The organism is Nitrobacter winogradskyi (assembly GCF_006539545.1).
Lineage (GTDB): Bacteria > Pseudomonadota > Alphaproteobacteria > Rhizobiales > Xanthobacteraceae > Nitrobacter > Nitrobacter winogradskyi_A.
This window is the reverse complement of sequence record NZ_BJNF01000072.1, coordinates 24,779-46,491: the sequence shown is the minus strand read 5'-3', so window position 1 is coordinate 46,491 and position 21,713 is coordinate 24,779. Positions and strand designations below refer to the sequence as shown.

Below are 21,713 nucleotides of genomic sequence, written 5' to 3'. Positions count from 1 at the left end.
TGCACGCGAAGCCTGCTGAAACAGCATCCGAACGGAATCTGAGGCTGCTCCCGGCGCATTCATGTATTTTGGGCATTGCTGCTCTGCGGCGAATAAGCGAGAAGGACCAATCGTTCGCAGTCGAATAGAATTCAGAGCAGGCTATTTTCATGATTTCCGATGCGATCAGAGCCGTGATTCTCGGCGTCATCGAGGGCGTCACCGAATTCCTGCCGGTGTCCTCAACCGGCCATCTGCTGTTGGCGGAGCGTTTCTTCGATCTCGGTTCGGGGAACTTCTGGGACACGTTCACCGTGCTGATTCAGCCTGGCGCGATTCTGGCGATTGTGGTGATCTATTTTGCCAAACTGTGGCGGGTCGCGCTCGGCATGTTCTCCAATCCCGCGGACCGGCGCTTCGTCATCGGCGTGCTCGCGGCCTTCCTGCCCGCGGTGATCGTCGGCCTGATCGCCGGCAAGTACATCAAGGAACTGTTGTTCAATCCGTGGGTGGTGTGTTTCTCGCTGATCGTCGGCGGCGCGGTGCTGATGTGGGTCGATCAGCTCGATCACCGGCCGCGTGAACACGACGCCACGGCGTTTCCGCTGCCGATGTATGTCTGGATTGGAATCGCGCAATGCGTCGCGATGATTCCCGGCGTGTCGCGCTCCGGCGCCACCATTGTCTCTGCGATGTTGCTCGGCGCCGACAAGCGCGCGGCGGCTGAATTTTCGTTCTTCCTCGCGATTCCCACCATGACCGGCGCCTTCGCCTATGACTTCTACAAGAACCACGCCGACATGACGACCGACGATCTCGGGACCGTCGCGATCGGCTTCGTGGTGTCGTTCGTCACGGCTATCGTCGTGGTCAAGGCGTTCCTGAGCTATGTCACGCGCAACGGCTTTACGTTCTTCGCGTGGTGGCGGGTGATCGTCGGCACGCTCGGTCTGATCGCGCTGGCGCTGGGACGGTAGAGCTGACGGGGCGCGAAACTCACGCGCCCTTCGCTGCGAACTGGCCGGCCTTGCGGAAGCGCCAGAGATATTGCGGCACCACGGCCTCCATCGAGTCAGGCGCGATCCCCAATCCTTGCAGCGTCAGGCCCGCGGCCGTCGCCGTGTTGGAAACGACGGCGTCGGTCCTGAGCAGCGCGACCTGGTCCGGCGTCAGTTTCAGAGGCCCCGGCGCGAACTGCAGGAACATCGCTTTGAGGCGCGCAATTGCGAACGGCAGCGGCACCAGCATCCGCTCGCGTTCGATCACGCGCAGGATGATCTGCATGATCTCGCGCATCGAGAGCACCTCGGGGCCGCCGAGTTCATAGACGGCGCCCGCTTTGGTTCTGCCGTCGACCGCGTCGGCCACGGCGGCCGCGACGTCGCCGACATAGACCGGCTGCATCCTGGTCGCGCCACCGCCGATCAGCGGCAGCATGGGCGACATCAGCGCCAGGGCGGCGAACCGGTTGGCGAACTGGTCCTCGGGACCGAACATCACCGACGGCCGCAGGATGGTCGCGGACGGCACCGCAGCCAGGACCGCCTTTTCTCCGGACGCCTTGGCGCGGGCGTAGGCCGAGGCTGACGCCGGGTCGGCGCCGATCGCCGAAACGTGCACCAGGCGCGCGCCGGCGGCCGCGGCCGTTTCCGCGACGGTGGCGGCGCCTTTGGCTACCACGGCGTCGAACGTCTGCCGGCCGCTCTTGGTCAGGATGCCGACCAGGTTGACGGCCACGTCAGATCCGCGCATGGCCGCGCGGACCGACGCCGGATGGCGCAGATTGACCTGGACGGCATGGATCTGGCCGACCTTGCCGAGCGGTTGCAGATGCCCGGCCAGTTCGGGCCGCCGGACGCCGACACGGATGCGGTAATCCCGCTTGGCGAGAGCGCGCACCACATATCGGCCGAGGAAGCCCGAGCCTCCGAAAACCGTGACGAGCGTGTCCGAATTCGATGCCATGATGTGGTCCTCAAAGGCGTTGGTATCAGGTCGGGAGAAGGGATATTCCGCCGTTCCGCGGCACGTCAACCGGCGGGCCGTCCAGCCCGCCATTCGAGCAACGCTTCAAGGATTTGACAAGCGCGCGCTCGATGCCTACTAACCCGCCCGGGCCCAGGTGGCGGAATTGGTAGACGCGCTGGCTTCAGGTGCCAGTGGCTGCAAGGCCGTGAAGGTTCGAGTCCTTTCCTGGGCACCACGAGGCTTCAAACGTTTGTTTGAAGCCAAATTTCCCCGATCGTCGATGCGTTTGGCAAACTGATTGATGTCGGCATTCGTTGCTTGCTGGGCCGCCCGAAACATCCTCTGCCAATGTGCGCGGATTAGTGGCATACGGTTGTCCGGTTTTCTTGCTTATTCACCCATGCGTCAGGAGTGCATCGTTCATGGCTGTGTCCGATATCATGCTGGCGGCGAGGCTCAACGATCAGGCCGAACTCTTCAGGGAAAAGGGACGCTATGACGAGGCCGAGCCGCTCTACAAGCAGGCGCTGGCGATTTTCGCCAAGGCGCGCGGGTTAGATCATCCCTCAGTCGCGCTGGCGCTGACCGATCTTGCCGAATTGTACACCCTCCAGAGCCGCTATGACGAGGCCGAGCCGCTTTACCAGCGGGCGTTGGTGATCTGGAAGAAAGCCGTCGGACCGCATCATCCTGATATCGTGCAGTCGCTGAACAGTCTGGCTAATATGTACAGCGTCCAGGGTCGTTACGCCGAGGCCGAACCGCTCTACAAGCGGGCGATCGCGATATTCGGGAAGTCGCTCGGCCCCAATCATCCCTCGGTCGCATCGGCGCTGGACAATCTGGCCTCGATCTACAAGGCGGAAGCGCGTTACGCCGAGGCTGAGCCGCTCTATAAGACCGCGCTGGCGATCCGGGAGAAGTCGCTCGGTCCCGATCACCCCGATGTCGCGCGATCACGGGATAATCTGGCCGGCCTTCCTGGCGCCCAGTAGGGGCGCCGCCGGCGGTTCTTTTTCAAGCGAAGCGGACACCGGTTCGCTTGAAAAAGACGCGTGAAATCAAAATCATAGAGTCCGCCTTTGATGCTATCAGAAGCGAATGCTCTAGGAGCCCCGATCCTTGCCGGATCAGCAGCCGAACCCTGAGGTGCGGCGTCTTTACGGGGTTTCCCCCGCCGCGCCGGACGAGGGTTGGGGCGGCAGGATTGAGTCGTCGGACGGCAGGTTTCGTGTCTTGCGCAATTCCCACAACACGATCAGGACCGGCGATAGAAAAACCAGCAGAAGGCCGAAGACGACAATCCCCAGAAGGATCGCCTTCAACGCCGACCAGACGGCCAGCAGGAGGTGCATCAGTATCTTCAGGACGAGCACCACCTCGCCGTAGACCATCGAGAAATATCCGAGGGCATACATCACCATGCCCGCCAGGATCGACAGGGCCAGCGCCGGCACCAACAGCGCCAGCAGCCGGAAGTTCAGTATGGAAAGCATCTGCTTCTTGACGTCCGCCTGCATCGCTGCTTTCGCCTCCGGCTGATCTATTATCCGAATCGTATCGCTGAGAGGCCCGCTATGCAAGGATCAGGACGACCTTTGGCGGGCCGAACTGCCTGCCGGTTGATTCAAATCCTGGACTTGACGACCTGGGGGCGTCGGATTCCATCGTTTTGCACGGCGGATTCGCATCGGCCCGTTGTTCTCGTCGATCTCGAATGCCCCTGTCTTTCTGACAAGGCTGCTGAGCTTGCTGAGGCCATAGGTACGGATATCGAAATCCGAGAACAGTTTGGGTATCTGCTGCCCTACAGGACCGAGAAGCGCCCATCCATCCTCGCTTTCGATCTGCGAAAGCGCCTTGGCGAGGATCGGAACGGCGGCGCTCGGCGGCTTCAGGGCTTTTGAGTTGGGCGGTATCGATGGCGGAACAACTAAGGGTTTGAGTGCGGGCTTTCTCGGAAGGAGACTTTCAAGCGAGATGAAACTATCGCAAGCTCGCTGAAAGCAGTCCGGCGTTTTCTTTTCGCCGAATCCATAAACCTTCGCGCCCTCACGCCGCAGCCGGGCAGCGAGACCTGTGAAATCGCTATCGGACGAGACCAGACAAAATCCATTGATCCGGCCGTCATGCAAGAGGTCCATGGCGTCGATGACGATCGCCATGTCCGCCGAATTCCTGCCTTTCACCGCAGAATCGCGCCTTTCGAGCGAATGATCAGGTAATACGCTGGCCCAGCCCTTCAAGCTCGGACTCGAGAGATTTCCATAGATGAGCCGGACCGGCGCATTGCCCAGTTGGGCGATTTTCTTGAAGATTCCGTCGGCAAATTTCGGCGAAACATTCTCAGCATCAATGAAAACGGCGAAACGTGGCAACCGCTGTCGTGGTTCGGCTTTCATCCGGCACCCTTGATCAAACTGCGCAATCCGCCGATTTTGCCTCGTTATCGTTGATATTATTGAAATCGGGTCGTTGTCGTGCATACAAACGAGGACTGGGGTTAGCTAAATCTTGCAGAATGATCCGGCATTTCCAGCGTGTTGAAGGTATTCATCAGTCATTCGAGATGATGCGAGCCGGACGCCGGCCATCCAGGTCTTTCAAAGGATCGGGCCGCTCGTATGTGAGAGCGCTTCAGCTTCTGACGGAATCAGAAGCGGGGCTTTATGATCTTGATTTAACGCTTTTCTTCGTTTGAACCGGTGCCCATCCCGAGGACATGCTTCGTTCGAAAACGTTATAGTCATTCAACGATAATTTAGCTGCCACCGATTCGACGACGTCAGGACACCATGAAGGCCGAGACATCATGACCATCCGCCTGCACCGCGGCGACCTGCCGCATCAGGATCTTGCGCGCTACACCGGTTCGGCGGCGATCGATACCGAGACCATGGGGCTCAAGCCGCACCGCGACCGGTTGTGCGTGGTGCAGATGTCGCCGGGCGACGGTTCGGCCGACGTGATCCAGATCGCGCGCGGGCAGCGTGAGGCGCCGAACCTGATCAAGCTTCTCAAAGACCCCGCCATCGTCAAGATCTTCCACTTCGCGCGATTCGACCTCGCCGCGCTGTACAACGCATTCGGCGTGATGCCCAAGCCGGTCTACTGCACCAAGATCGCCTCGCGGCTGATTCGCACCTACACCGATCGGCACGGCCTAAAGGATCTCGTGCGCGAACTGCTCAACATCGATTTGTCGAAACAGCAGCAATCGAGCGACTGGGGATCGCCGGCCCTGAGCGACGCACAACTCGCCTACGCCGCGTCCGACGTGCTGCATCTGCACGCCTTGCGCGATAAGCTCGAGGCCACCCTGGCGCGCGAGGATCGTTCAGCGCTCGCGCAGGCGTGTTTCGAGTTCCTGCCGTCGCGGGCGATGCTCGATCTGTCCGGCTGGGAAACCGAGGACATCTTCGCGCACTCATAAGCCACAAGTCGCGTCGATGATCGCTGCCTCGTGGTCGACCGTTACACCTTTCGCCCCCTTTCGGTCACACTCCTCGTTCCCGGTGGGGCACGCTTTCGGGGTCGAAAGCGGTCAGGAAGCGCCATGATGTGCCGCCGCACGATGTCCGGGCTGCGAAGCCCCGCATTTCGGGGTAGGATAAATCAGAACAGGCCGCCTTGGAGCAGTAGTGTACCCGGTTCAAAATCCCACCTACCAAGCCGGAGTGCGAACCGGGCTGGAAGCCAGGTTTGCCCGCGCGGCCCGCCACAGCCGCATGGTGCGGACCTTGCGGATCGCGGTGCCGGCGGCGGTCGGGCTGGCGATGGCCGGGCTGATCGGTATTGCGACCTTCAACCCCTTTCGTACGCTGGCGAATCTGCCGCTCGATATGGATAATCTCGTGGTCTCCGGCACCAAGATTACGATGGAATCGCCCCGCCTTGCCGGTTTCACGCCGGACAAGCGGCCCTACGAGATGCAGGCCACGACGGCGACGCAGGACGTCGCCGATCCCGATCATGTCGAACTGCACACCTTGCGCGCCAAGGTGCTGATGGAGGACCGCACGACGGTGACCCTGAATTCCCGCACCGGAGTGTTCAACACGAAAACGCAAGTACTCGACCTGCGCAAGGATATCTTCATGCAGTCTTCGACCGGATACGAGGCGCGGCTGACCCATGCGATCGTCGATATGGGCCGGGGCACCGTTACCTCGGACCAGCCGGTGGATGTCAAGCTGCTGAACGGAACGCTGACCGCCGATACCATGGAGGTCACCGAGAAGGGCGATGTGGTGCGTTTCGAGAACAATGTCGTCATGCACCTGGTGATGGATCGTCCCCCCCCAACCGCCGGCGCGGACGGCGACAAGGAATGAATTCGGCCGTGCAGAGCTTTCGCTGCTTTCCGCCGGGCTCCCGCATGGCCGTCCTGCTGCGCGGAGGGCTGGTCGCCGTCGTTTTGATGGCGGCGGGTGAAGCGTCCGCGCAAAGCACGATGCAGGGTGTCCCTAACGCGATGCAGGGCTTTTCGCAGAATCGTGATCAGCCGATTCAGATCGAAGCCGCCAGCCTGGAGATGCGCGACAAGAAAAAGGAGGCGACGTTCTCGGGCAACGTCAAGGTGGTGCAGGGCGACACCACGATGACGTCAAAGACTCTCGTCGTCTATTATCAGAGCAGCGATACGGCCAAGGGCGGCGCGCCGTCGAAGAAAAAACCCGCCACGGCGGCGCCGGCGCCCTCGGGCGCGTCCTCGATCAAGCGGCTCGAGGCGAAGGGCAACGTGGTTGTGACCCAGAAGGATCAGGTCGTCACAGGCGATACCGCCGTGTTCGATACCACGACCAATCTGATCACGATGCAGGGCAAGGTCGTCTTGAGCCAGTGCAAGAATGTGTTGCGGGGGGACCGCCTTCTGGTCGACATGACCACCGGGGTCTCGCGAGTGGAATCCAATAGCGGCAGGGTCCAGGGTCTTTTCATCCAGGGCGATCAGGATTGTGCTTCCCCAGGGCCGGCCATCCCCCTTGCCCCCAAAAAACCCAAGTAGCATCGTGGTGTCCCGCCACTCTGAGGGCGGTCCTCCGATCCTGACACTCGCAAGAAAGTTCGTTGAAATGGGATGCGAATGTTAGAATCCGGTTACATGGTGACACCACGAATCAGACGCGCCGGGGAATGCATGCGAGCAACCGTGAGAGGCTGAACAGGCGCCCATGGTGGATATCTTCAATGTATTCCGCAAACGACCGCAGAAACGCGGGACGCAGGGGATCGCGCGCACCCGGACGGACATCACGGCGCTCGGCGACGCCATCGGCGACATGCTGACCCATCCGGTGCGCGACGCACCGCCGGTCGCGCGCGGGTCTCGCCGCGACGCTCCGCGGGCTCCACAGCCTGTTCCGCCATCCCGGGCTCCGGCGCGCCCGGCGCCTGAAACTTCCCGGACGCGCGCCGCCTCCAGCGGAGCTGCCGCGCCGCGGATGGCCACGCGTCCCGGCTATCTTGCCGTCCACGGGGTGGAAAAAAGTTTCGGTTCCCGCCAGGTGGTGCGCGGCGTCAGCATCTATGTCCGGCGGGGCGAGGCGGTCGGGCTTCTGGGTCCGAACGGCGCCGGCAAGACCACCGTGTTCTACATGATCACCGGCCTGATCCCGGCGGATCGCGGCGCCATCGAGCTTGACGGTCACGACGTGACCAGGCTGCCGATGTATCAGCGGGCGCGGCTTGGTATCGGCTACCTGCCGCAGGAAGCTTCGATCTTCCGTGGCCTCACCGTCGAGCAGAACATCCGTGCCGTGCTCGAGGTCGTCGAGCCCAGCAAGAAAAAACGCGAAGCCGAGCTCGATGCGCTGCTTGAGGAATTCAACATCACGCGCCTGCGCAAATCGCCATCGATTGCGCTGTCCGGCGGCGAGCGGCGGCGCGTGGAAATCGCGCGCGCGCTGGCGACGCGTCCGAACTACATGCTGCTGGATGAACCTTTCGCCGGCATCGATCCGATCGCGGTCGGTGATATTCAGGATCTCGTGCGCCATCTGACCAATCGCGGCATCGGCGTGCTGATCACCGACCATAACGTCCGTGAAACGCTCGGCCTGACCGACCGCGCCTACATCGTCTATGCGGGCGAAATCCTGACCGAGGGCAGCCCCGAGGCGATCGTCAACGATCCCGACGTGCGGCGTCTGTATCTGGGCGAGGAATTCCGGCTTTAGAGCAGGCGGCAAACGTTTTCTGCCTGGCTCCTGCGGCGCGGTGTGCGATTCGAAATCTCACCAGGGGTCGCCATCGCCCGGCACCGGGCCGTCGTGGCGGTAGAATCCGCTGGGCGGCGCATGATAGCCGGAACGGTAGTCGGGGCGCTCATAGGCGTCATCGCCACCCTCGTCGTCCTGCCAGCGCTCGGCGAAACGCGGCGGGTGCGCGTGATGGCAGTTCCCGTCGTCGTCGCAAATCATCTGCGGGGCCTCCTCCGTGAAGAAGAAGTCCGCGGCGGACGCGGGGAGCGCGAGAAGAAAGCCCGCGGCGGCAACCGCTATAAGGCCGGTCTTGAGCATATGACGTTTTCCTCGTGTGATTCGCGCCGGGCAGCCGGCGAGAATCCGCCCAAGCTGAACCGTGCCGATGGCCGAATTGGGAGGTTCCCTGGGTATGTCGGTGGCGGCAAGACCCCGGTCTCGCCGCATTCTTCGTTTCTCGTCGGCGAAACGGGGAGCGTGAAATGAAGACAGTCATTGCCGTGGTTGCGTCGCTGGCGTTGCTATCGTCGGCGGCGATGGCGCAGGAGCGGGCCGGCAGCGCGGCGCTCGGCGCGCTGTCGGGCGCGGTGGTGCTGGGTCCTGTCGGCGCGGTCGCAGGCGCGGTGGTCGGTTATACCGCAGGGCCATCGATCGCGCGTTCGTGGGGCCTGCGCCGTTCATCGGCCAGGCAACGGCAATCCTCCAAACGATCGCATCGGTCGCGAACGACTGCGAACGGCAGCCGCCGCACACCCGATGCGCAGACGGCAAGCCGGAACGCGGCACCGGCGGCAGCGACGGCCGCCGAACCGCATTCGGTTCATCCCAGGCCATCCATACCTCCGGTGCAAGCCTTGGATTAGTGGAGCATTTTCCGGCGAAGTGGATGACCGGTTCGCCGCAGGAAAATGCGTGATTCATTGGAAGCGAGCCTCTCAGATTTTGATCTGACGCGGTTGCTCACGCGGGTCCCGGCCGGGCCGGTTATTGCCGGAAACCGGATTCGTCGCCGTCAAGCGTGTACATCCGTCCGCAGAAAAGCTAAGCAAGAATCGGACCGTTGGACCGATGCTGGCATGGCGCTGACGCAGAAACTCGAATTTCGACAGTCCCAGTCGCTGGTGATGACGCCGCAGCTGATGCAGGCGATCAAGCTGCTGCAACTGTCTAATCTGGACCTCTCAGTATATGTCGAGGAGGAACTGGAACGGAATCCGTTGCTGGAGCGCGCCGGCGACGACCCTGACCCGCCGGCCGCCGAAGCATCGGCCGCAAGCGGTGCTGAATATTCAGAAGGCGACGAAGCGGCGTTCGAGGCCCCCGGCGGCGGGGACGAGCGCACCGGCGGTCAGGATCCGCCCACGCCCGACGAATGGATGAACCGCGATCTCGGCAGCCGTGCGGAGATCGAGCAGACCTTCGACAGCGGTCTGGAGAATGTTTTTCCGGAAGAACCGGCCGAGGCCGCGGCGCGGACCGCGCAGGATGCCGCGCCGAGCGCGTTCACGGAATGGGGAGGCGGCGCCTCGAGCGATGACAGCTACAATCTCGAAGCTTTCGTCGCGGCGGAGATAACGCTCAGTGAACATCTCGCCGAACAGCTTGCGGTGGCTCTCACGTCGCCGGCGCAGCGCATGATCGGACGGTATCTGATCGATCTCGTCGATGAGGCCGGTTACCTGCCGGCCGACCTCGGCGAAGCCGGCGACAGGCTCGGCGCCAACGAAAGCGACGTGGCGGCCGCTGTCGCGGTGTTGCAGACATTCGATCCGCCCGGCATCTGCGCCCGCAGCCTGAGCGAATGCCTTGCGATCCAGTTGCGCGAGAAGAACCGCTACGATCCGGCGATGCAGGCGCTGGTCGAGCATCTCGAGCTGCTGGCGAGGCGCGACTTCGCGGCCCTGCGCAGGATCTGCGGCGTCGACGATGAAGACCTCGCCGAGATGATCGGTGAAATCCGTCATCTCGATCCCAAGCCGGGCTTGCGGTTCGGCGCCGCGCGCACGCAGTCGGTGGTGCCGGACGTGTATGTGCGTCCCGGCCCGGACGGCGGCTGGCTCGTGGAACTCAACAGCGAGACGCTGCCGCGCGTGCTGGTCAACCACACCTATTATGCCGAATTGTCGAAGACGATCCGCAAGGACGGCGACAAAACCTATTTCACGGACTGTCTGCAAAACGCGACCTGGCTGGTCCGCGCGCTCGATCAGCGCGCCCGCACCATTCTCAAGGTGGCGACCGAGATCGTGCGGCAGCAGGACGGCTTTTTCGCGCACGGCATCGCCCATTTGAGACCGCTCAATCTCAGGACCGTGGCGGATGCGATCCAGATGCATGAATCCACCGTGTCCCGCGTCACCGCCAACAAGTACATGGCGACGAATCGCGGCATCTTCGAATTGAAATACTTCTTCACGGCCTCGATCGCCGCGGCCGACGGCGGCTCCGCCCACTCGGCGGAAGCGGTCCGGCACCACATCAAGCGGCTGATCGATGCCGAATCGCCGTCGGCGATTCTATCCGACGACACCATCGTGGAACGGCTGCGCGAGGCCGGAATTGATATCGCACGCCGCACGGTGGCGAAATATCGCGAAGCGCTGCGAATCCCTTCCTCGGTGCAGCGCCGCCGCGAAAAGCAGAATCTGCCCGGCGGCGCGCGGACGGAGACCGGGACGCCGCCGAACCGCCCGCGCGATGCCGCACCGGCTTGATTGCGCACCCGCGACACCCGATAATCTCTTCCCACTCATGATCGATGAGGCTTGTCATGACACTTCGAATTTCGGGCAAGAGCATCAATGTCGGCGAGGCGCTGCGAGGGCGTCTCAACAGTCGGACCGACGAAGTCCTCCGGAAATATTTCGATGGCCAGTATTCGGGCCACATCACGCTGAGCAAGGACGGTTTCGGCTTCCGCACCGACTGCGCGCTGCATCTGGATTCCGGAGTGACGCTCGAAGCCGAATCGAATGCCGCGGATGCCTATGCCAGCGCCGATCAGGCGCTGTTGCAGATCGAAAAGCGGCTGCGCCGCTACAAAAGCCGTCTCAAGGATCACTCGGCGCGCAAGGCGCGCGCGGCCGCGGAAACGATCGCCGGGCTCGACGCGCCGAGCTACGTGATCGAAGCGCCGGCGATGGACGGCGACGGCGAGGTCACCGCTTTCAATCCGGTGATCATCGCGGAAACCATCACCTCGCTGAGGCGGCTCTCGGTCAGCGAAGCGGTGATGGAACTCGATTTTACCGGCGCGCCCGTATTGGTGTTCCAGCATGGCTCCAGTGGCCGCGTGAACATGATCTATCGCAGGCCTGATGGAAATGTGGGCTGGATCGACCCGCCGGCCGTCAACGGCTCTGCCTGACCCGCCGCCATTGACGCCTGGAACGGCGATCCATATGGTCCGCGGCCTTCGCGCCCGGTTTTCCACCGGTCCGGACGAAAGTCCGGGATTTGGCATCGGGCGCGCGTTAGACTATAAGGCCGGTCATCCTGGCCGGAGGGCCGCGAACCGCTTACCGTGTGCGTTCGCCCGTATGTGGGCTCACGTTTGTGCTGCTTGTCTGACGTGTCTTTCGCAACCTGACGGCAAACCTCACCTCGGAACGTCATATGATGATTACGGATCTGGTCGCACCCGAGGCGATCCTTCCCGCTTTGAAAGTCACCAGCAAGAAGCAGGCGCTGCAGGAACTGGCGGCGCGTGCTGCCGAGCTCACAGGACAGAACGACCGCGCGATCTTCGAGGTGCTGCTGCGGCGCGAGAAGCTCGGGACCACCGCGGTCGGCTATGGCGTTGCGATTCCGCATGGCAAGCTGCAGAAGCTTGAAAAGATCTTCGGTCTTTTCGCACGGCTCGAGCGTCCGATCGATTTCGAAGCGATGGACGGGCAGCCGGTCGACCTCATCTTTTTGCTGCTCGCTCCCGAAGGCGCCGGCGCGGATCATCTGAAGGCGCTGGCGCGCATCGCACGGCTCTTGCGCGATCAGGACATCGCCAACAAGCTGCGCGCCTCGCGCGACGCGGAGGCGATCTATTCCGTGCTGGCGCTGCCGCCAGCGACGGTTCCCTGAGCCGTTGTTGAATTGGGGCGGCAAGAGCGGGATGAAGGAAAAAAGCGTGATGCGGTTTTCAGCCCGCGTCGTCGTTTCGCAGCGCCGCTTCTGATCGAATCAGTCCCGATCTTCGAACGATTCTTGTTTCCAGAGTTTGATCCGATCGAATTGAATCGCTCTGGGAGTTTCCGGAAATTATTGCCGGGCCGCATTTTCTTCCGGCGAACAGGTCATCCATTTCGCCGGAAGATGCTCAGGTTCCGTCAGGAGCGGAAAGGTTCGCGTGGTGTGCCCGCGTGGTACGCTCAGTCCTTCACCACCCGCACGGCGCCGAGCGCGGCGCTGCTGGTATGCGCGGCATAGGCTTTCAGCGCCATGGTGATGCGGCGCGTGCGCGGAGCGGCCGGCTTCCAGGCCTTGTCGCCTTTCGCCTCCATCGCCGCGCGGCGTCGCTCGAGTTCGGCATCGCTGACATCGAGATGAACCTTCCGGTTCGGGATGTCGAACGCGATGAGATCGCCTTCCTCGACGAGACCGATCGCGCCGCCCTCCGCTGCTTCCGGCGAGACGTGGCCGATCGACAGGCCCGATGAGCCGCCGGAGAAGCGACCGTCGGTAATCAACGCGCACTGTTTGCCCAGTCCCTTCGATTTCAGATAGCTCGTTGGATAAAGCATCTCCTGCATGCCCGGACCGCCGCGCGGCCCCTCGTAGCGAATCAGCACCACATCGCCCGGCTTGATCCTGTTGCCCAGGATGGCGTCCACTGCGGCATCCTGACTTTCGAACACGCGCGCGGGACCTGAGAAGGTCAGGATGCTGTCGTCGACGCCGGCCGTCTTCACGATGCAGCCGTCGCGCGCGATGTTGCCGTAGAGCACGGCGAGACCGCCGTCCTTCGAGAACGCGTGTTCGGCGTCGCGGATGCAGCCTTTGGCGCGGTCGGCGTCGAGCTCCTCGAACCGCTTGTCCTGGCTGAAGGCGATTTCGGTGCGGACGCCTCCCGGCGCGGCCGTGTAGAAGGTGCGCACGCTCTCGCTTTTTGTCTGCTTGATGTCCCAGCGCTCCAGGGCTTCCTTCAGCGAGGTGCTGTGGACCGTCGGCAGGCTGGCGTCGATCAGTCCGGCGCGATCGAGTTCGCCGAGAATGCCCATGATGCCGCCGGCGCGATGCACATCTTCCAGATGCACGTCCGCGACCGAGGGCGCGACCTTGCACAGCACCGGCACGCGCCGCGACAGCCGGTCGATATCCGCCATCGTGAACGGCACCTCGCCTTCGTAAGCCGCGGCGAGCAGATGCAGCACCGTGTTGGTGGAGCCGCCCATCGAGATGTCGAGCGTCATCGCGTTCTCGAACGCCTTGAAGCTCGCGACCGAACGCGGCAGCACACGCTCGTCGTTCTGCTCGTAGTAGCGCCGTGCCATATCGACGATGAGATGTCCGGCCTCGACGAACAGACCCCTGCGGTCGGCGTGGGTGGCGAGCACCGAGCCGTTGCCGGGCAGCGCAAGTCCGAGCGCCTCGGTCAGGCAGTTCATCGAATTGGCGGTGAACATGCCCGAGCACGAACCGCAGGTCGGGCACGCCGATCGTTCGATCGCCTCGACGTCGGCATCGCTCACGCTGTCATCGGCGGCGGCGACCATGGCGTCGATCAGGTCGACGGACTTGACCTTGCCGTTGAGCGTGACCTTGCCCGATTCCATCGGGCCTCCGGAGACGAACACCGAGGGAATGTTGAGGCGCAGCGACGCCATCAGCATGCCGGGCGTGATCTTGTCGCAATTGGAGATGCAGACCATGGCGTCGGCGCAATGCGCGTTGACCATGTATTCGACGCTGTCGGCGATGACCTCGCGCGAGGGCAGGCTGTAGAGCATCCCGTCATGACCCATCGCGATGCCGTCATCCACCGCGATGGTATGGAATTCCTTGGCGACACCGCCGGCCTTCTCGATCTCGCGCGCCACCAGCTGGCCGAGATCCTTGAGGTGAACGTGGCCGGGCACGAACTGGGTGAAGGAGTTGACCACCGCAATGATCGGCTTGCCGAAATCCTCGTTCTTCATGCCGGTGGCGCGCCACAGGCCGCGGGCGCCGGCCATGTTGCGGCCGTGGGTGGAGGTGCGGGAGCGATAGGCTGGCATGTTTTTTCCGAACGGTCAGTGGTTTGGCGGGACCATACCCCCGCCGCCGGAGGCCGCAAAACAGAAAAGCGGCTGCGCTCGACTAGATCACGATGGTTCTGGATCGAATCGATCCAGAACCATGAACGTGATCAATTCCAATATTTCGAGACGCGGGATGCGGGCGGAAAACCGCGCCACACTTTACACCTTTCCTCATCCCGCTCTAGCCGCCGCTTCCTGCTAAACGGATGTCGCGCGCAGCGGCGGCGTGTCTCTCAATCGATAGTTTCGCGCGTATTCTGATCGCAAAACCGGTATCCACTTTTGCGGAATACGCGCCGGAGTCTGTTTCAACTGCGTTGAATCAGACTCGTCGCTTATCTTCTTGTTTGAGCATGATCCTTTCCGAAAACCGGTTTCCAATTTTCGGGATCATGCTCTAATGCACGCTGACGGCCTGCAACTCGTTGCTCCACGCGCTCGCGACCGCGGCCTCGCGCGAATCGGTGAGCATGATCGGGGTGCCGTCGGCGGCGTGCAGCGCGAACAGCATGAGGCCGGGCGCGATTCTTGGAGCCTGCGGAAACAGTTCCGGCACGTCCTCGGAACGCACCTGCTTCACATAGGCGATGTGGCCTTCGCCGAGCTGCGCCAGCGACTCGGTGGAGACGCTTTCAGGCCGGATCGTGGAAATCACTTCACTCATGGTCTCGACTCCTTTTACCAGACTAAGCGGTCGAGTCCGCTACTTGTTGCACCCGAAAGCTTTTATGCCGGCTCACCGGCGTTTGTCGGGTTGTGCATTATTCGTGTTCATTGATCGCGATTGTCTTAACGACCCTTTCAGGTTCCGGCCTGGCCAGATCGATGGACAATAGCCCGTTTTTCAGGTCCGCGCCCAGCACCAACATCCCCTCCGCCAGCACGAAGGTGCGCTGGAAGTGGCGCGCGGCAATGCCGCGATGGATATATTGCCGGGCTTTATCCTCCTGCTGCCGGCCCCGGATCACAAGCTGATTTTCTTCAATGGTCACATCAAGCTGGTCGCGGGTGAACCCCGCCACCGCCAGCGTGATCCGCAGCCGTTCGGGCTCGCCGCTGTCGCGGTCGCACCGCTCGATGTTGTAGGGAGGATAGCCGTCGGCGCCTTTGACGACGCGGTCGAGCGCCCGCTCGATTTCGTCGAATCCCAACAGGAACGGACTGGATAACGAAGGAACACGAGACATTACAAAGTCCTCTCGAAGCGACTTTGACGCGCGCGACCAGCAAAAATGATTTCGGTCGGGCGTGCGGTCGCGCGCCGGAGTTGATGGCGCGTGTTCCATCGGCCGAACCGCCACATTTCGGCGGATCAAGCGCAGGGCCCTTGCGGCGCCCCGCTGGCCGTCTGACGTTTCCAGACGGTCGAATCAAATATGGCATGATTTGCACGCCGTTCAAGATGTGCGGCGCGGTACCAAAGCCTTGATATCAGAACAGGAACACGATTAGCGGGCCGCGGGCGCGGAACGAATGCACGCCCGGCATATTGCCCCATCCCTGGAAAGGAAGGCGCGTGGTGGAGCCAGGCGGGATCGAACCGCCGACCTCTTGCATGCCATGCAAGCGCTCTCCCAGCTGAGCTATGGCCCCAGGATCACGCTCATGGTTCTGGATCGATTCGATCCTCGATCATGAACGTGATCAATTCCAGTATTTGAGGGCAGGATGGCGGATGGAAAACCGCACCGCACTTTAAAAATTTACCTCTTCCCGCTCTCGACCGCGCCGCACCTCATCGGACGGCGCGATCCACAGAGACCCTGAACCACAGTTCAGGACCGATCTCAAGTCTCCTCGTCGTCTCCCACGTCTCCGATGATATCGGTGACGTCCTCGTCGCCCTCTTCCTCGTCGGCGATAAAGGTCGAATCATCGTCCTCGTCATCGTCGAGGGTATCATCGATCTCGATATCATCCTCCGACTCGGGGACAACGGCCTTCTTGACCTTTCCGGTGTTCTCCTCGGCGTCGGCCTCCTCCAGCGAGACCATTTCTTCGGCCTCGGCGGGCTCCGGCGTCGCATCGGCCCCTGACGCCGCGGCAGCGCGGGCGGCGTCGCTGCGGCCTCGCACCGGCGCCACGACGATCGGCACGACCTCGCCGGTGTAAGGCGAGATCACCGGGTTCTTGTTCAGATCGTAGAACTTCTTGCCAGTCGTCGGGCAAATACGCTTGGTTCCGAGCTCGGATTTGGCCACGTGTGGAATCCCGGGAGTTCTTGAAAAAACGGAGCTTCACTTGGCTAGTTGCAGCGGCCCTGTCAATAGCGCTTTGAAGACCGGTCCGCAGGCGTGACGCGCCATCGTCCCTGTGATACCAGCCGCCACAACGGGGATATGCAGCTTGACTCTTTCCGGCCAGACCATGCCGCTCGAGGCGCGAAAATGCCAGTCATTGACCGGACGCGTCAGGGTGCCCGGGGATAAATCGATCTCCCACCGCGCGCTGATTCTGGGTGCGCTGGCGGTCGGTGAAACCCGAATCTCCGGCCTTCTCGAGGGTGAGGACGTACTCAACACCGCGAAGGCGATGCAGGCGCTGGGAGCGAAGGTCGAACGGCGGACCGATGATAATGGCGGGATCGTCTGGTCGGTGCGCGGCGTCGGCACCGGCGGGTTCGCGGCGCCGGAAGCGCCGCTGGATTTCGGCAATTCAGGCACCGGATGCCGCCTGGTGATGGGCGCGGTGGCCGGCTGCCCGATCCGCGCGGCCTTCGATGGCGATGGCTCGCTGCGCTCGCGGCCGATGCGCCGGATACTCGACCCGCTGGAGTTGATGGGCGCGCGGGTGATCGCGCAAAGCGACGGCGGCCGCCTGCCGCTGACGCTCGAAGGCGCGCGCGATCCGCTGCCGATCGTGTATCGCACGCCGGTGGCTTCTGCGCAGATCAAATCGGCGGTGCTGCTGGCGGGGCTGTCGGCTCCGGGCGTCACCACCGTCATCGAGCGCGAGGCCAGCCGGGACCATACCGAGCTGATGCTGAAGCATTTTGGCGCCGATATCGTCTCCGTGGCCGAGGGCGCGCATGGGCGGAAAATCTCGCTGACCGGACAGCCCGAGCTGCACGGCGCGGGGGTCACGGTGCCGGCCGACCCGTCATCGGCGGCGTTTCCGATCGTTGCCGCGCTGATCACGGAAGGCTCCGACATTGTGCTGAATGAGATGATGACGAACCCGTTGCGAACCGGCCTGTTCGTCACGCTGCGCGAGATGGGGGCGTCGATCGAGGAAAGTGAAACGCGCCTTGATGCCGGCGAGCCGATGGCGCAACTGCGCGTGAAGGCGTCGCGGCTGCGCGGGATCGAGGTGCCGGCGGAGCGCGCGCCCTCGATGATCGATGAGTATCTCGTGCTCGCGGTCGCCGCGGCCTTTGCCGAAGGCACCACGGTGATGCGCGGCCTGCGCGAATTGCGGGTCAAGGAATCCGACCGCCTCGAAGCCGCCGCCGCGATGTTGCGCGCGGGCGGCGTCGCGGTCGAGATCGCCGGCGACGACCTCATCGTCGAGGGTCGCGGCCGCGTGCCCGGCGGCGGTCTCGTCACCACCCACATGGATCATCGCATCGCGATGTCGGCGCTGGTGATGGGCTGCGCCTCGGACGCGCCGGTCAAGGTCGACGACATCGCCTTCATCGCCACGAGCTTCCCGGATTTCGTGCCGATGATGCAGCGGTTGGGAGCAAATTTCGCATGATCATCGCCATCGACGGGCCTGCCGCTTCGGGTAAGGGCACCCTCGGCAAGCGCCTTGCCGCGCACTATCACTTTCGTCATCTCGACACCGGCGTGATCTATCGCGCGGTCGCCAAAGCGTTGCTCGACGCCGGCGCGGATCCGGCGGACGAGGCGCGTGCGATCGCGGCCGCGCTTGAGCTCGATCCGGAGAAATTCGGCCATCCGGCTCTCAAGGCCCGCGCGATTGGTGAGGCCGCGTCGGTCGTCTCGACATTTCCCAAGGTGCGCGAGGCGCTTCTGACCTTTCAGCGCCAGTTCGCATCCGAGCCGCCGGGCGCGGTGCTCGACGGCCGCGACATCGGAACCGTGATCTGCCCGAACGCCGAGGTAAAGATTTTCGTCGAGGCCGATCCTGTCGTGCGAGCCAGGCGACGCACGCTGGAAGCGCGGGCGCGGGGCGAGGAGGTCGATGAGGCGGTGGTTCTGGCGGATATTCTCAAGCGCGACGAGCGGGACCGCAACCGGCCCGTTGCCCCGCTGAAGGCGGCCGCGGACGCCCATGTGCTGGATAATTCCAACCTCGACATCGAGGCCGGCCTGAAGGCCGCGATCGCGATCGTCGAGTCGGTGAAGGCCCGTTCCGGCTGCGCGTGACCGATCGGAAGGTTCCGGAGGCAGCAATGAATGCGCGTTTCGTATGGCGTGCGCTGAAAGCACGATGGCGGGATCAGCGCGCCGAGCTTTCGGTCATCGGCGGCCATGTCAGACCGGGCGATACCGTGTGCGACGTAGGCGCTCACAAGGGCAGCTATGTCTTTTGGCTGTCACGGTGGGTCGGCAGTTCCGGCCGCGTCCTCGCATTCGAGCCGCAGCCCTCTCTCGCCGCCTATCTGCGCGAGGTCGCGCCAAGGCATAACGTCGTCATTGAGCAGAAGGCGTTATGGTCGGGCAGCGGCGTGCTCGATCTTGCCATCCCCGCGATCGATTCTCCCGGCGCCTCGCTGGTCGCGCTCGTGGCCGGCGGCACGCGGATTCAGGTTCCCGTCGTCGCGCTCGACGACTACTTGCGGCCGGGGCAGCGGGTCTCATTGATCAAGATCGACGCGGAAGGGGCGGAACTGGCGATCTTCCAGGGCGCCCGGCGCATCCTGTCCGAAGCGCGACCGTGGCTCGTTTTCGAATGTGAGACGAGGCACCTCGCGGAAACCACGGTCGAGGATGTCTTCGGGCTGCTCGATCGGCTCGGATACGAAGGTTTTTTCTTCAAGCAAGGTTCCCTGCACCCTGTATCAGCGTTTGATCCGGCGATTCACCAGAAGCAGTCGGGTCCGCGATTCTGGGATCATCCGGACTACTGCAATAACTTCCTGTTCAGGCCGCGAGGCTGAGGGAAGCCTACAAAAGCCTTGTTCGCTTGCGGCTTTGACGGTATATCCGCCGCGTCCGGATCATCGTCGACGTGTCGAGGCTGTCCGAGCGGACCGGCCGGAGTTTCAAGCTCCCGCCGCCATTGGAGGAACGTTCCGCTCAGTCTCGATATTGATCGTCCTCGATGTCGATCGCTCTTGATGTCGATCGCTCTGCGGTCGATCGCTTGTGTTAAAGACTCCGGGCCACATCATCGTTTCGAACGTCAAGGCTTGACGCCGGCCCGTCGCTGCATGTTCCGCGCGACGGTTGTCAGGGTTGCGGACCCCTGACCCTTCGCGCGCGAAACGCATATCAACCCGAACTGCCGGTCGCCGCATTGGAGAACACATGGCTTCGACTGATACCCTCAATCCGTCCCGTGACGATTTCGCCGCGATGCTCGATGAGTCCTTCGCTGGCGGCAGCCTGCAGGAAAGCTCCGTCATCAAAGGCAAGGTGGTTGCGATCGAGAAGGACATGGCCGTCATCGACGTCGGCCTCAAGACCGAAGGCCGCGTGGCGTTGCGTGAATTCTCCGGTCCAGGTCGCGAGAGCACGCTGAAGGTCGGCGACGAGGTTGAGGTGTTCCTTGATCGCATCGAGAACGCGCTCGGCGAGGCCGTGCTGTCGCGCGACAAGGCGCGCCGCGAGGAAAGTTGGGGCAAGCTCGAGAAAGCCTTCAACAACAACGAGAAGGTGCACGGCGTCATCTTCAATCAGGTCAAGGGTGGCTTCACCGTCGATCTCGACGGCGCCGTCGCCTTCCTGCCGCGCTCGCAGGTGGACATCCGTCCCATTCGCGACGTCGGTCCGCTGATGAACAACACCCAGCCGTTCCAGATCCTCAAGATGGATCGCCGCCGCGGCAACATCGTCGTCTCCCGCCGCACGGTGCTGGAGGAGACGCGCGCCGAGCAGCGTCAGGAACTGGTCCAGAACCTCGAAGAGGGTCAGGTCATCGACGGCGTGGTCAAGAACATCACCGACTACGGCGCGTTCGTCGATCTCGGAGGCATCGACGGCCTGCTGCACGTCACCGACATCGCCTGGCGGCGCGTCAACCATCCGACCGAGGTGCTGGCGATCGGCCAGACCGTGAAGGTCAAGATCATCAAGATCAACCACGAGACCCACCGCATCTCGCTCGGCATGAAGCAGTTGCTGGACGATCCGTGGCAGGGCATCGAGGCCAAGTATCCGCTGGGCGCCCGCTTCACCGGCCGCGTCACCAACATCACCGACTACGGCGCGTTCGTGGAACTGGAGCCGGGCATCGAGGGTCTGATCCACGTCTCGGAAATGTCCTGGACCAAGAAGAACATGCATCCGGGCAAGATCGTCTCGACCTCGCAGGAAGTCGAGGTTCAGGTGCTGGAAGTCGATTCCGTCAAGCGCCGCATTTCGCTCGGCCTCAAGCAGACCATGCGCAATCCCTGGGAGGCCTTCGTCGAGAAGCACCCGGTCGGTTCGACCGTGGAAGGCGAGGTCAAGAACAAGACCGAGTTCGGACTGTTCCTGGGCCTGGAGGGCGATGTCGACGGCATGGTCCACCTCTCCGACCTCGACTGGAAGCAGCCGGGCGAGCAGGTCATCGACAACTTCAAGCGCGGCGACATGGTCAAGGCCGTCGTGCTCGACGTCGATGTCGAGAAGGAACGCATCTCGCTCGGCGTCAAGCAGCTCGAGGGCGACCCGTTCGCCGAACCGGGCGACGTCAAGAAGGGCGCGGTCGTGACCTGCGAGGTGCTTGAGGTCAAGGACGGCGGCATCGAGGTGCAGATTGCCGGCACCGAGTTCCAGACCTTCATCAAGCGTTCGGAACTGGCGAGGGACCGCAATGATCAGCGCACCGAGCGTTTCGCCGTCGGCGAGAAGGTCGATGCCCGCGTCATCCAGTTCGACAAGAAGGCCCGCAAGGTGCAGGTCTCGATCAAGGCGCTCGAAGTGGCCGAGGAGAAGGAAGCCATCGCGCAGTATGGCTCGTCCGACTCGGGAGCAACGCTGGGCGATATCCTCGGCACCGTGCTGAAACAGCGCACCGACAACAAGTAAGCGCGCGCCTCTTAACTAGAGCATGATCCCATCAAGTTGAATCGGACCATGCTCTAGAAATGGTTGTCTGGTCGCATTTTCTTGCGGCGAACCGGTATCCACTTCGCCGGAAAATGCTCTAGCAGCAGCCAAAGGCCCCGGATTTCGCCGGGGCCTTTTTCGTTTCCCGAACGAGCATTTGCGATTCAAAT

At 62.8% G+C, this 21,713-nt stretch carries 22 protein-coding genes and 2 tRNA genes; 15 read left to right on the top strand and 9 right to left on the bottom strand.

Going from position 1 to position 21,713, the window contains the following annotated elements; translation table 11 throughout:
- Window positions 1-149 precede the first annotated feature (149 nt).
- Window positions 150-956, top strand: a complete 807-nt coding sequence (locus NWI01_RS13165) for an undecaprenyl-diphosphate phosphatase (RefSeq protein ID WP_141384273.1) — start codon at window positions 150-152, stop codon at window positions 954-956.
- A gap of 19 nt (window positions 957-975) precedes the next feature.
- Here the strand turns inward: NWI01_RS13165 and NWI01_RS13160 are convergent, their stop codons facing one another.
- The gene (locus NWI01_RS13160; protein ID WP_141384272.1) at window positions 976-1,944 is read right to left on the bottom strand and encodes a complex I NDUFA9 subunit family protein; all 969 of its coding nucleotides are present in this window, start codon (window positions 1,942-1,944) and stop codon (window positions 976-978) included.
- Window positions 1,945-2,095: 151 nt separating this feature from the next.
- On the opposite strand from NWI01_RS13160, the gene NWI01_RS13155 reads away from it, so the two are divergent.
- Together NWI01_RS13155 and NWI01_RS13150 are read left to right on the top strand one after the other, a co-directional pair.
- Window positions 2,096-2,182: transfer RNA gene (locus NWI01_RS13155), tRNA-Leu, on the top strand.
- Window positions 2,183-2,369: 187 nt separating this feature from the next.
- Window positions 2,370-2,942, top strand: a complete 573-nt coding sequence (locus NWI01_RS13150) for a tetratricopeptide repeat protein (RefSeq protein ID WP_141384271.1) — start codon at window positions 2,370-2,372, stop codon at window positions 2,940-2,942.
- Window positions 2,943-3,107: 165 nt separating this feature from the next.
- Here the strand turns inward: NWI01_RS13150 and NWI01_RS13145 are convergent, their stop codons facing one another.
- Entirely contained in the window at window positions 3,108-3,467 is a 360-nt protein-coding gene (locus NWI01_RS13145; protein WP_141384270.1) for a hypothetical protein, read from the bottom strand.
- Between the two features lie 66 nt (window positions 3,468-3,533).
- Window positions 3,534-4,349 carry an NYN domain-containing protein gene (locus NWI01_RS13140; protein ID WP_141384269.1) on the bottom strand — a complete coding sequence of 272 codons (816 nt, stop codon included), beginning with the start codon at window positions 4,347-4,349 and terminating at the stop codon, window positions 3,534-3,536.
- A gap of 410 nt (window positions 4,350-4,759) precedes the next feature.
- Between NWI01_RS13140 and NWI01_RS13135 the strand changes: the two genes are divergently transcribed.
- From NWI01_RS13135 to lptB, 4 genes are all read left to right on the top strand, one after another.
- Window positions 4,760-5,380: a ribonuclease D gene (locus NWI01_RS13135; protein ID WP_141384268.1), complete on the top strand. Its 621-nt coding sequence runs from the start codon at window positions 4,760-4,762 to the stop codon at window positions 5,378-5,380.
- 208 nt (window positions 5,381-5,588) lie between these two features.
- A complete protein-coding gene (gene lptC, locus NWI01_RS13130; RefSeq protein WP_141384267.1) occupies window positions 5,589-6,281 on the top strand; it encodes an LPS export ABC transporter periplasmic protein LptC in 693 nt (230 codons plus the stop codon).
- Window positions 6,278-6,955, top strand: a complete 678-nt coding sequence (locus tag NWI01_RS13125) for an LptA/OstA family protein (RefSeq protein WP_141384266.1) — start codon at window positions 6,278-6,280, stop codon at window positions 6,953-6,955. The genes lptC and NWI01_RS13125 overlap by 4 nt, the downstream gene beginning before the upstream one ends.
- A 166-nt stretch (window positions 6,956-7,121) precedes the next feature.
- Window positions 7,122-8,126, top strand: coding sequence for an LPS export ABC transporter ATP-binding protein (gene lptB, locus NWI01_RS13120; RefSeq protein WP_141384265.1), 1,005 nt, complete (start codon window positions 7,122-7,124; stop codon window positions 8,124-8,126).
- A gap of 57 nt (window positions 8,127-8,183) precedes the next feature.
- Here lptB and NWI01_RS13115 read toward each other — a convergent pair whose 3' ends face one another.
- Window positions 8,184-8,597 (bottom strand): hypothetical protein, encoded by a 414-nt coding sequence (locus NWI01_RS13115; protein ID WP_244613754.1) that lies wholly within the window; start codon window positions 8,595-8,597, stop codon window positions 8,184-8,186.
- 35 nt (window positions 8,598-8,632) lie between these two features.
- Here NWI01_RS13115 and NWI01_RS13110 point away from each other — a divergent pair, with 35 nt between their 5' ends.
- The 4 genes from NWI01_RS13110 (at window position 8,633) to ptsN (ending at window position 12,227) form a co-directional block, all read left to right on the top strand.
- On the top strand, window positions 8,633-9,013 hold the full coding sequence (locus tag NWI01_RS13110) for a DNA-directed RNA polymerase subunit N (RefSeq protein WP_141384264.1): 381 nt from the start codon (window positions 8,633-8,635) through the stop codon (window positions 9,011-9,013).
- 213 nt (window positions 9,014-9,226) lie between these two features.
- A complete protein-coding gene (gene rpoN, locus NWI01_RS13105; protein WP_141384263.1) occupies window positions 9,227-10,864 on the top strand; it encodes an RNA polymerase factor sigma-54 in 1,638 nt (545 codons plus the stop codon).
- A gap of 56 nt (window positions 10,865-10,920) precedes the next feature.
- The gene (hpf, locus tag NWI01_RS13100; RefSeq protein ID WP_141384262.1) at window positions 10,921-11,517 is read left to right on the top strand and encodes a ribosome hibernation-promoting factor, HPF/YfiA family; all 597 of its coding nucleotides are present in this window, start codon (window positions 10,921-10,923) and stop codon (window positions 11,515-11,517) included.
- A 248-nt stretch (window positions 11,518-11,765) separates the two neighbouring features.
- Entirely contained in the window at window positions 11,766-12,227 is a 462-nt protein-coding gene (ptsN, locus tag NWI01_RS13095) for a PTS IIA-like nitrogen regulatory protein PtsN (RefSeq protein ID WP_141384261.1), read from the top strand.
- A 287-nt stretch (window positions 12,228-12,514) separates the two neighbouring features.
- On the opposite strand, the gene ilvD is transcribed toward ptsN, so the two are convergent.
- The 5 genes from ilvD to NWI01_RS13070 all read right to left on the bottom strand — a co-directional run bounded on the left by ilvD (window position 12,515) and on the right by NWI01_RS13070 (window position 16,584).
- A complete protein-coding gene (gene ilvD, locus NWI01_RS13090) occupies window positions 12,515-14,359 on the bottom strand; it encodes a dihydroxy-acid dehydratase (protein ID WP_141384260.1) in 1,845 nt (614 codons plus the stop codon).
- Between the two features lie 421 nt (window positions 14,360-14,780).
- Window positions 14,781-15,047: a BQ00720 family protein gene (locus NWI01_RS13085; protein WP_011313547.1), complete on the bottom strand. Its 267-nt coding sequence runs from the start codon at window positions 15,045-15,047 to the stop codon at window positions 14,781-14,783.
- 97 nt (window positions 15,048-15,144) lie between these two features.
- Window positions 15,145-15,570 carry an Hsp20 family protein gene (locus NWI01_RS13080; RefSeq protein WP_009796516.1) on the bottom strand — a complete coding sequence of 142 codons (426 nt, stop codon included), beginning with the start codon at window positions 15,568-15,570 and terminating at the stop codon, window positions 15,145-15,147.
- Between the two features lie 330 nt (window positions 15,571-15,900).
- Window positions 15,901-15,976: transfer RNA gene (locus NWI01_RS13075), tRNA-Ala, on the bottom strand.
- A 194-nt stretch (window positions 15,977-16,170) separates the two neighbouring features.
- A complete protein-coding gene (locus tag NWI01_RS13070) occupies window positions 16,171-16,584 on the bottom strand; it encodes a TIGR02300 family protein (RefSeq protein ID WP_141384259.1) in 414 nt (137 codons plus the stop codon).
- A gap of 166 nt (window positions 16,585-16,750) precedes the next feature.
- On the opposite strand from NWI01_RS13070, the gene aroA reads away from it, so the two are divergent.
- From aroA to rpsA, 4 genes are all read left to right on the top strand, one after another.
- Window positions 16,751-18,079: a 3-phosphoshikimate 1-carboxyvinyltransferase gene (aroA, locus tag NWI01_RS13065; RefSeq protein ID WP_141384293.1), complete on the top strand. Its 1,329-nt coding sequence runs from the start codon at window positions 16,751-16,753 to the stop codon at window positions 18,077-18,079.
- Window positions 18,076-18,714 carry a (d)CMP kinase gene (gene cmk, locus NWI01_RS13060; protein ID WP_141384258.1) on the top strand — a complete coding sequence of 213 codons (639 nt, stop codon included), beginning with the start codon at window positions 18,076-18,078 and terminating at the stop codon, window positions 18,712-18,714. The genes aroA and cmk overlap by 4 nt, the downstream gene beginning before the upstream one ends.
- A 26-nt stretch (window positions 18,715-18,740) precedes the next feature.
- The gene (locus tag NWI01_RS13055) at window positions 18,741-19,448 is read left to right on the top strand and encodes an FkbM family methyltransferase (RefSeq protein ID WP_141384257.1); all 708 of its coding nucleotides are present in this window, start codon (window positions 18,741-18,743) and stop codon (window positions 19,446-19,448) included.
- Window positions 19,449-19,818: 370 nt separating this feature from the next.
- Window positions 19,819-21,522, top strand: coding sequence for a 30S ribosomal protein S1 (gene rpsA / locus NWI01_RS13050; protein ID WP_141384256.1), 1,704 nt, complete (start codon window positions 19,819-19,821; stop codon window positions 21,520-21,522).
- The last annotated feature ends 191 nt before the right edge of the window (window positions 21,523-21,713 follow it).

Bases quoted from the DNA above. Each gene is read 5' to 3' on its own strand.
- NWI01_RS13165 (WP_141384273.1), top strand. From the start codon at position 150: ATGATTTCCGATGCGATCAGAGCCGTGATTCTCGGCGTCATCGAGGGC.
- NWI01_RS13160 (WP_141384272.1), bottom strand. From the start codon at position 1,944: ATGGCATCGAATTCGGACACGCTCGTCACGGTTTTCGGAGGCTCGGGC.
- NWI01_RS13150 (WP_141384271.1), top strand. From the start codon at position 2,370: ATGGCTGTGTCCGATATCATGCTGGCGGCGAGGCTCAACGATCAGGCC.
- NWI01_RS13145 (WP_141384270.1), bottom strand. From the start codon at position 3,467: ATGCAGGCGGACGTCAAGAAGCAGATGCTTTCCATACTGAACTTCCGG.
- NWI01_RS13140 (WP_141384269.1), bottom strand. From the start codon at position 4,349: ATGAAAGCCGAACCACGACAGCGGTTGCCACGTTTCGCCGTTTTCATT.
- NWI01_RS13135 (WP_141384268.1), top strand. From the start codon at position 4,760: ATGACCATCCGCCTGCACCGCGGCGACCTGCCGCATCAGGATCTTGCG.
- NWI01_RS13125 (WP_141384266.1), top strand. From the start codon at position 6,278: ATGAATTCGGCCGTGCAGAGCTTTCGCTGCTTTCCGCCGGGCTCCCGC.
- lptB (WP_141384265.1), top strand. From the start codon at position 7,122: ATGGTGGATATCTTCAATGTATTCCGCAAACGACCGCAGAAACGCGGG.
- NWI01_RS13115 (WP_244613754.1), bottom strand. From the start codon at position 8,597: ATGCGGCGAGACCGGGGTCTTGCCGCCACCGACATACCCAGGGAACCT.
- NWI01_RS13110 (WP_141384264.1), top strand. From the start codon at position 8,633: ATGAAGACAGTCATTGCCGTGGTTGCGTCGCTGGCGTTGCTATCGTCG.
- rpoN (WP_141384263.1), top strand. From the start codon at position 9,227: ATGGCGCTGACGCAGAAACTCGAATTTCGACAGTCCCAGTCGCTGGTG.
- hpf (WP_141384262.1), top strand. From the start codon at position 10,921: ATGACACTTCGAATTTCGGGCAAGAGCATCAATGTCGGCGAGGCGCTG.
- ptsN (WP_141384261.1), top strand. From the start codon at position 11,766: ATGATGATTACGGATCTGGTCGCACCCGAGGCGATCCTTCCCGCTTTG.
- ilvD (WP_141384260.1), bottom strand. From the start codon at position 14,359: ATGCCAGCCTATCGCTCCCGCACCTCCACCCACGGCCGCAACATGGCC.
- NWI01_RS13085 (WP_011313547.1), bottom strand. From the start codon at position 15,047: ATGAGTGAAGTGATTTCCACGATCCGGCCTGAAAGCGTCTCCACCGAG.
- NWI01_RS13080 (WP_009796516.1), bottom strand. From the start codon at position 15,570: ATGTCTCGTGTTCCTTCGTTATCCAGTCCGTTCCTGTTGGGATTCGAC.
- aroA (WP_141384293.1), top strand. From the start codon at position 16,751: ATGCCGCTCGAGGCGCGAAAATGCCAGTCATTGACCGGACGCGTCAGG.
- cmk (WP_141384258.1), top strand. From the start codon at position 18,076: ATGATCATCGCCATCGACGGGCCTGCCGCTTCGGGTAAGGGCACCCTC.
- NWI01_RS13055 (WP_141384257.1), top strand. From the start codon at position 18,741: ATGAATGCGCGTTTCGTATGGCGTGCGCTGAAAGCACGATGGCGGGAT.
- rpsA (WP_141384256.1), top strand. From the start codon at position 19,819: ATGGCTTCGACTGATACCCTCAATCCGTCCCGTGACGATTTCGCCGCG.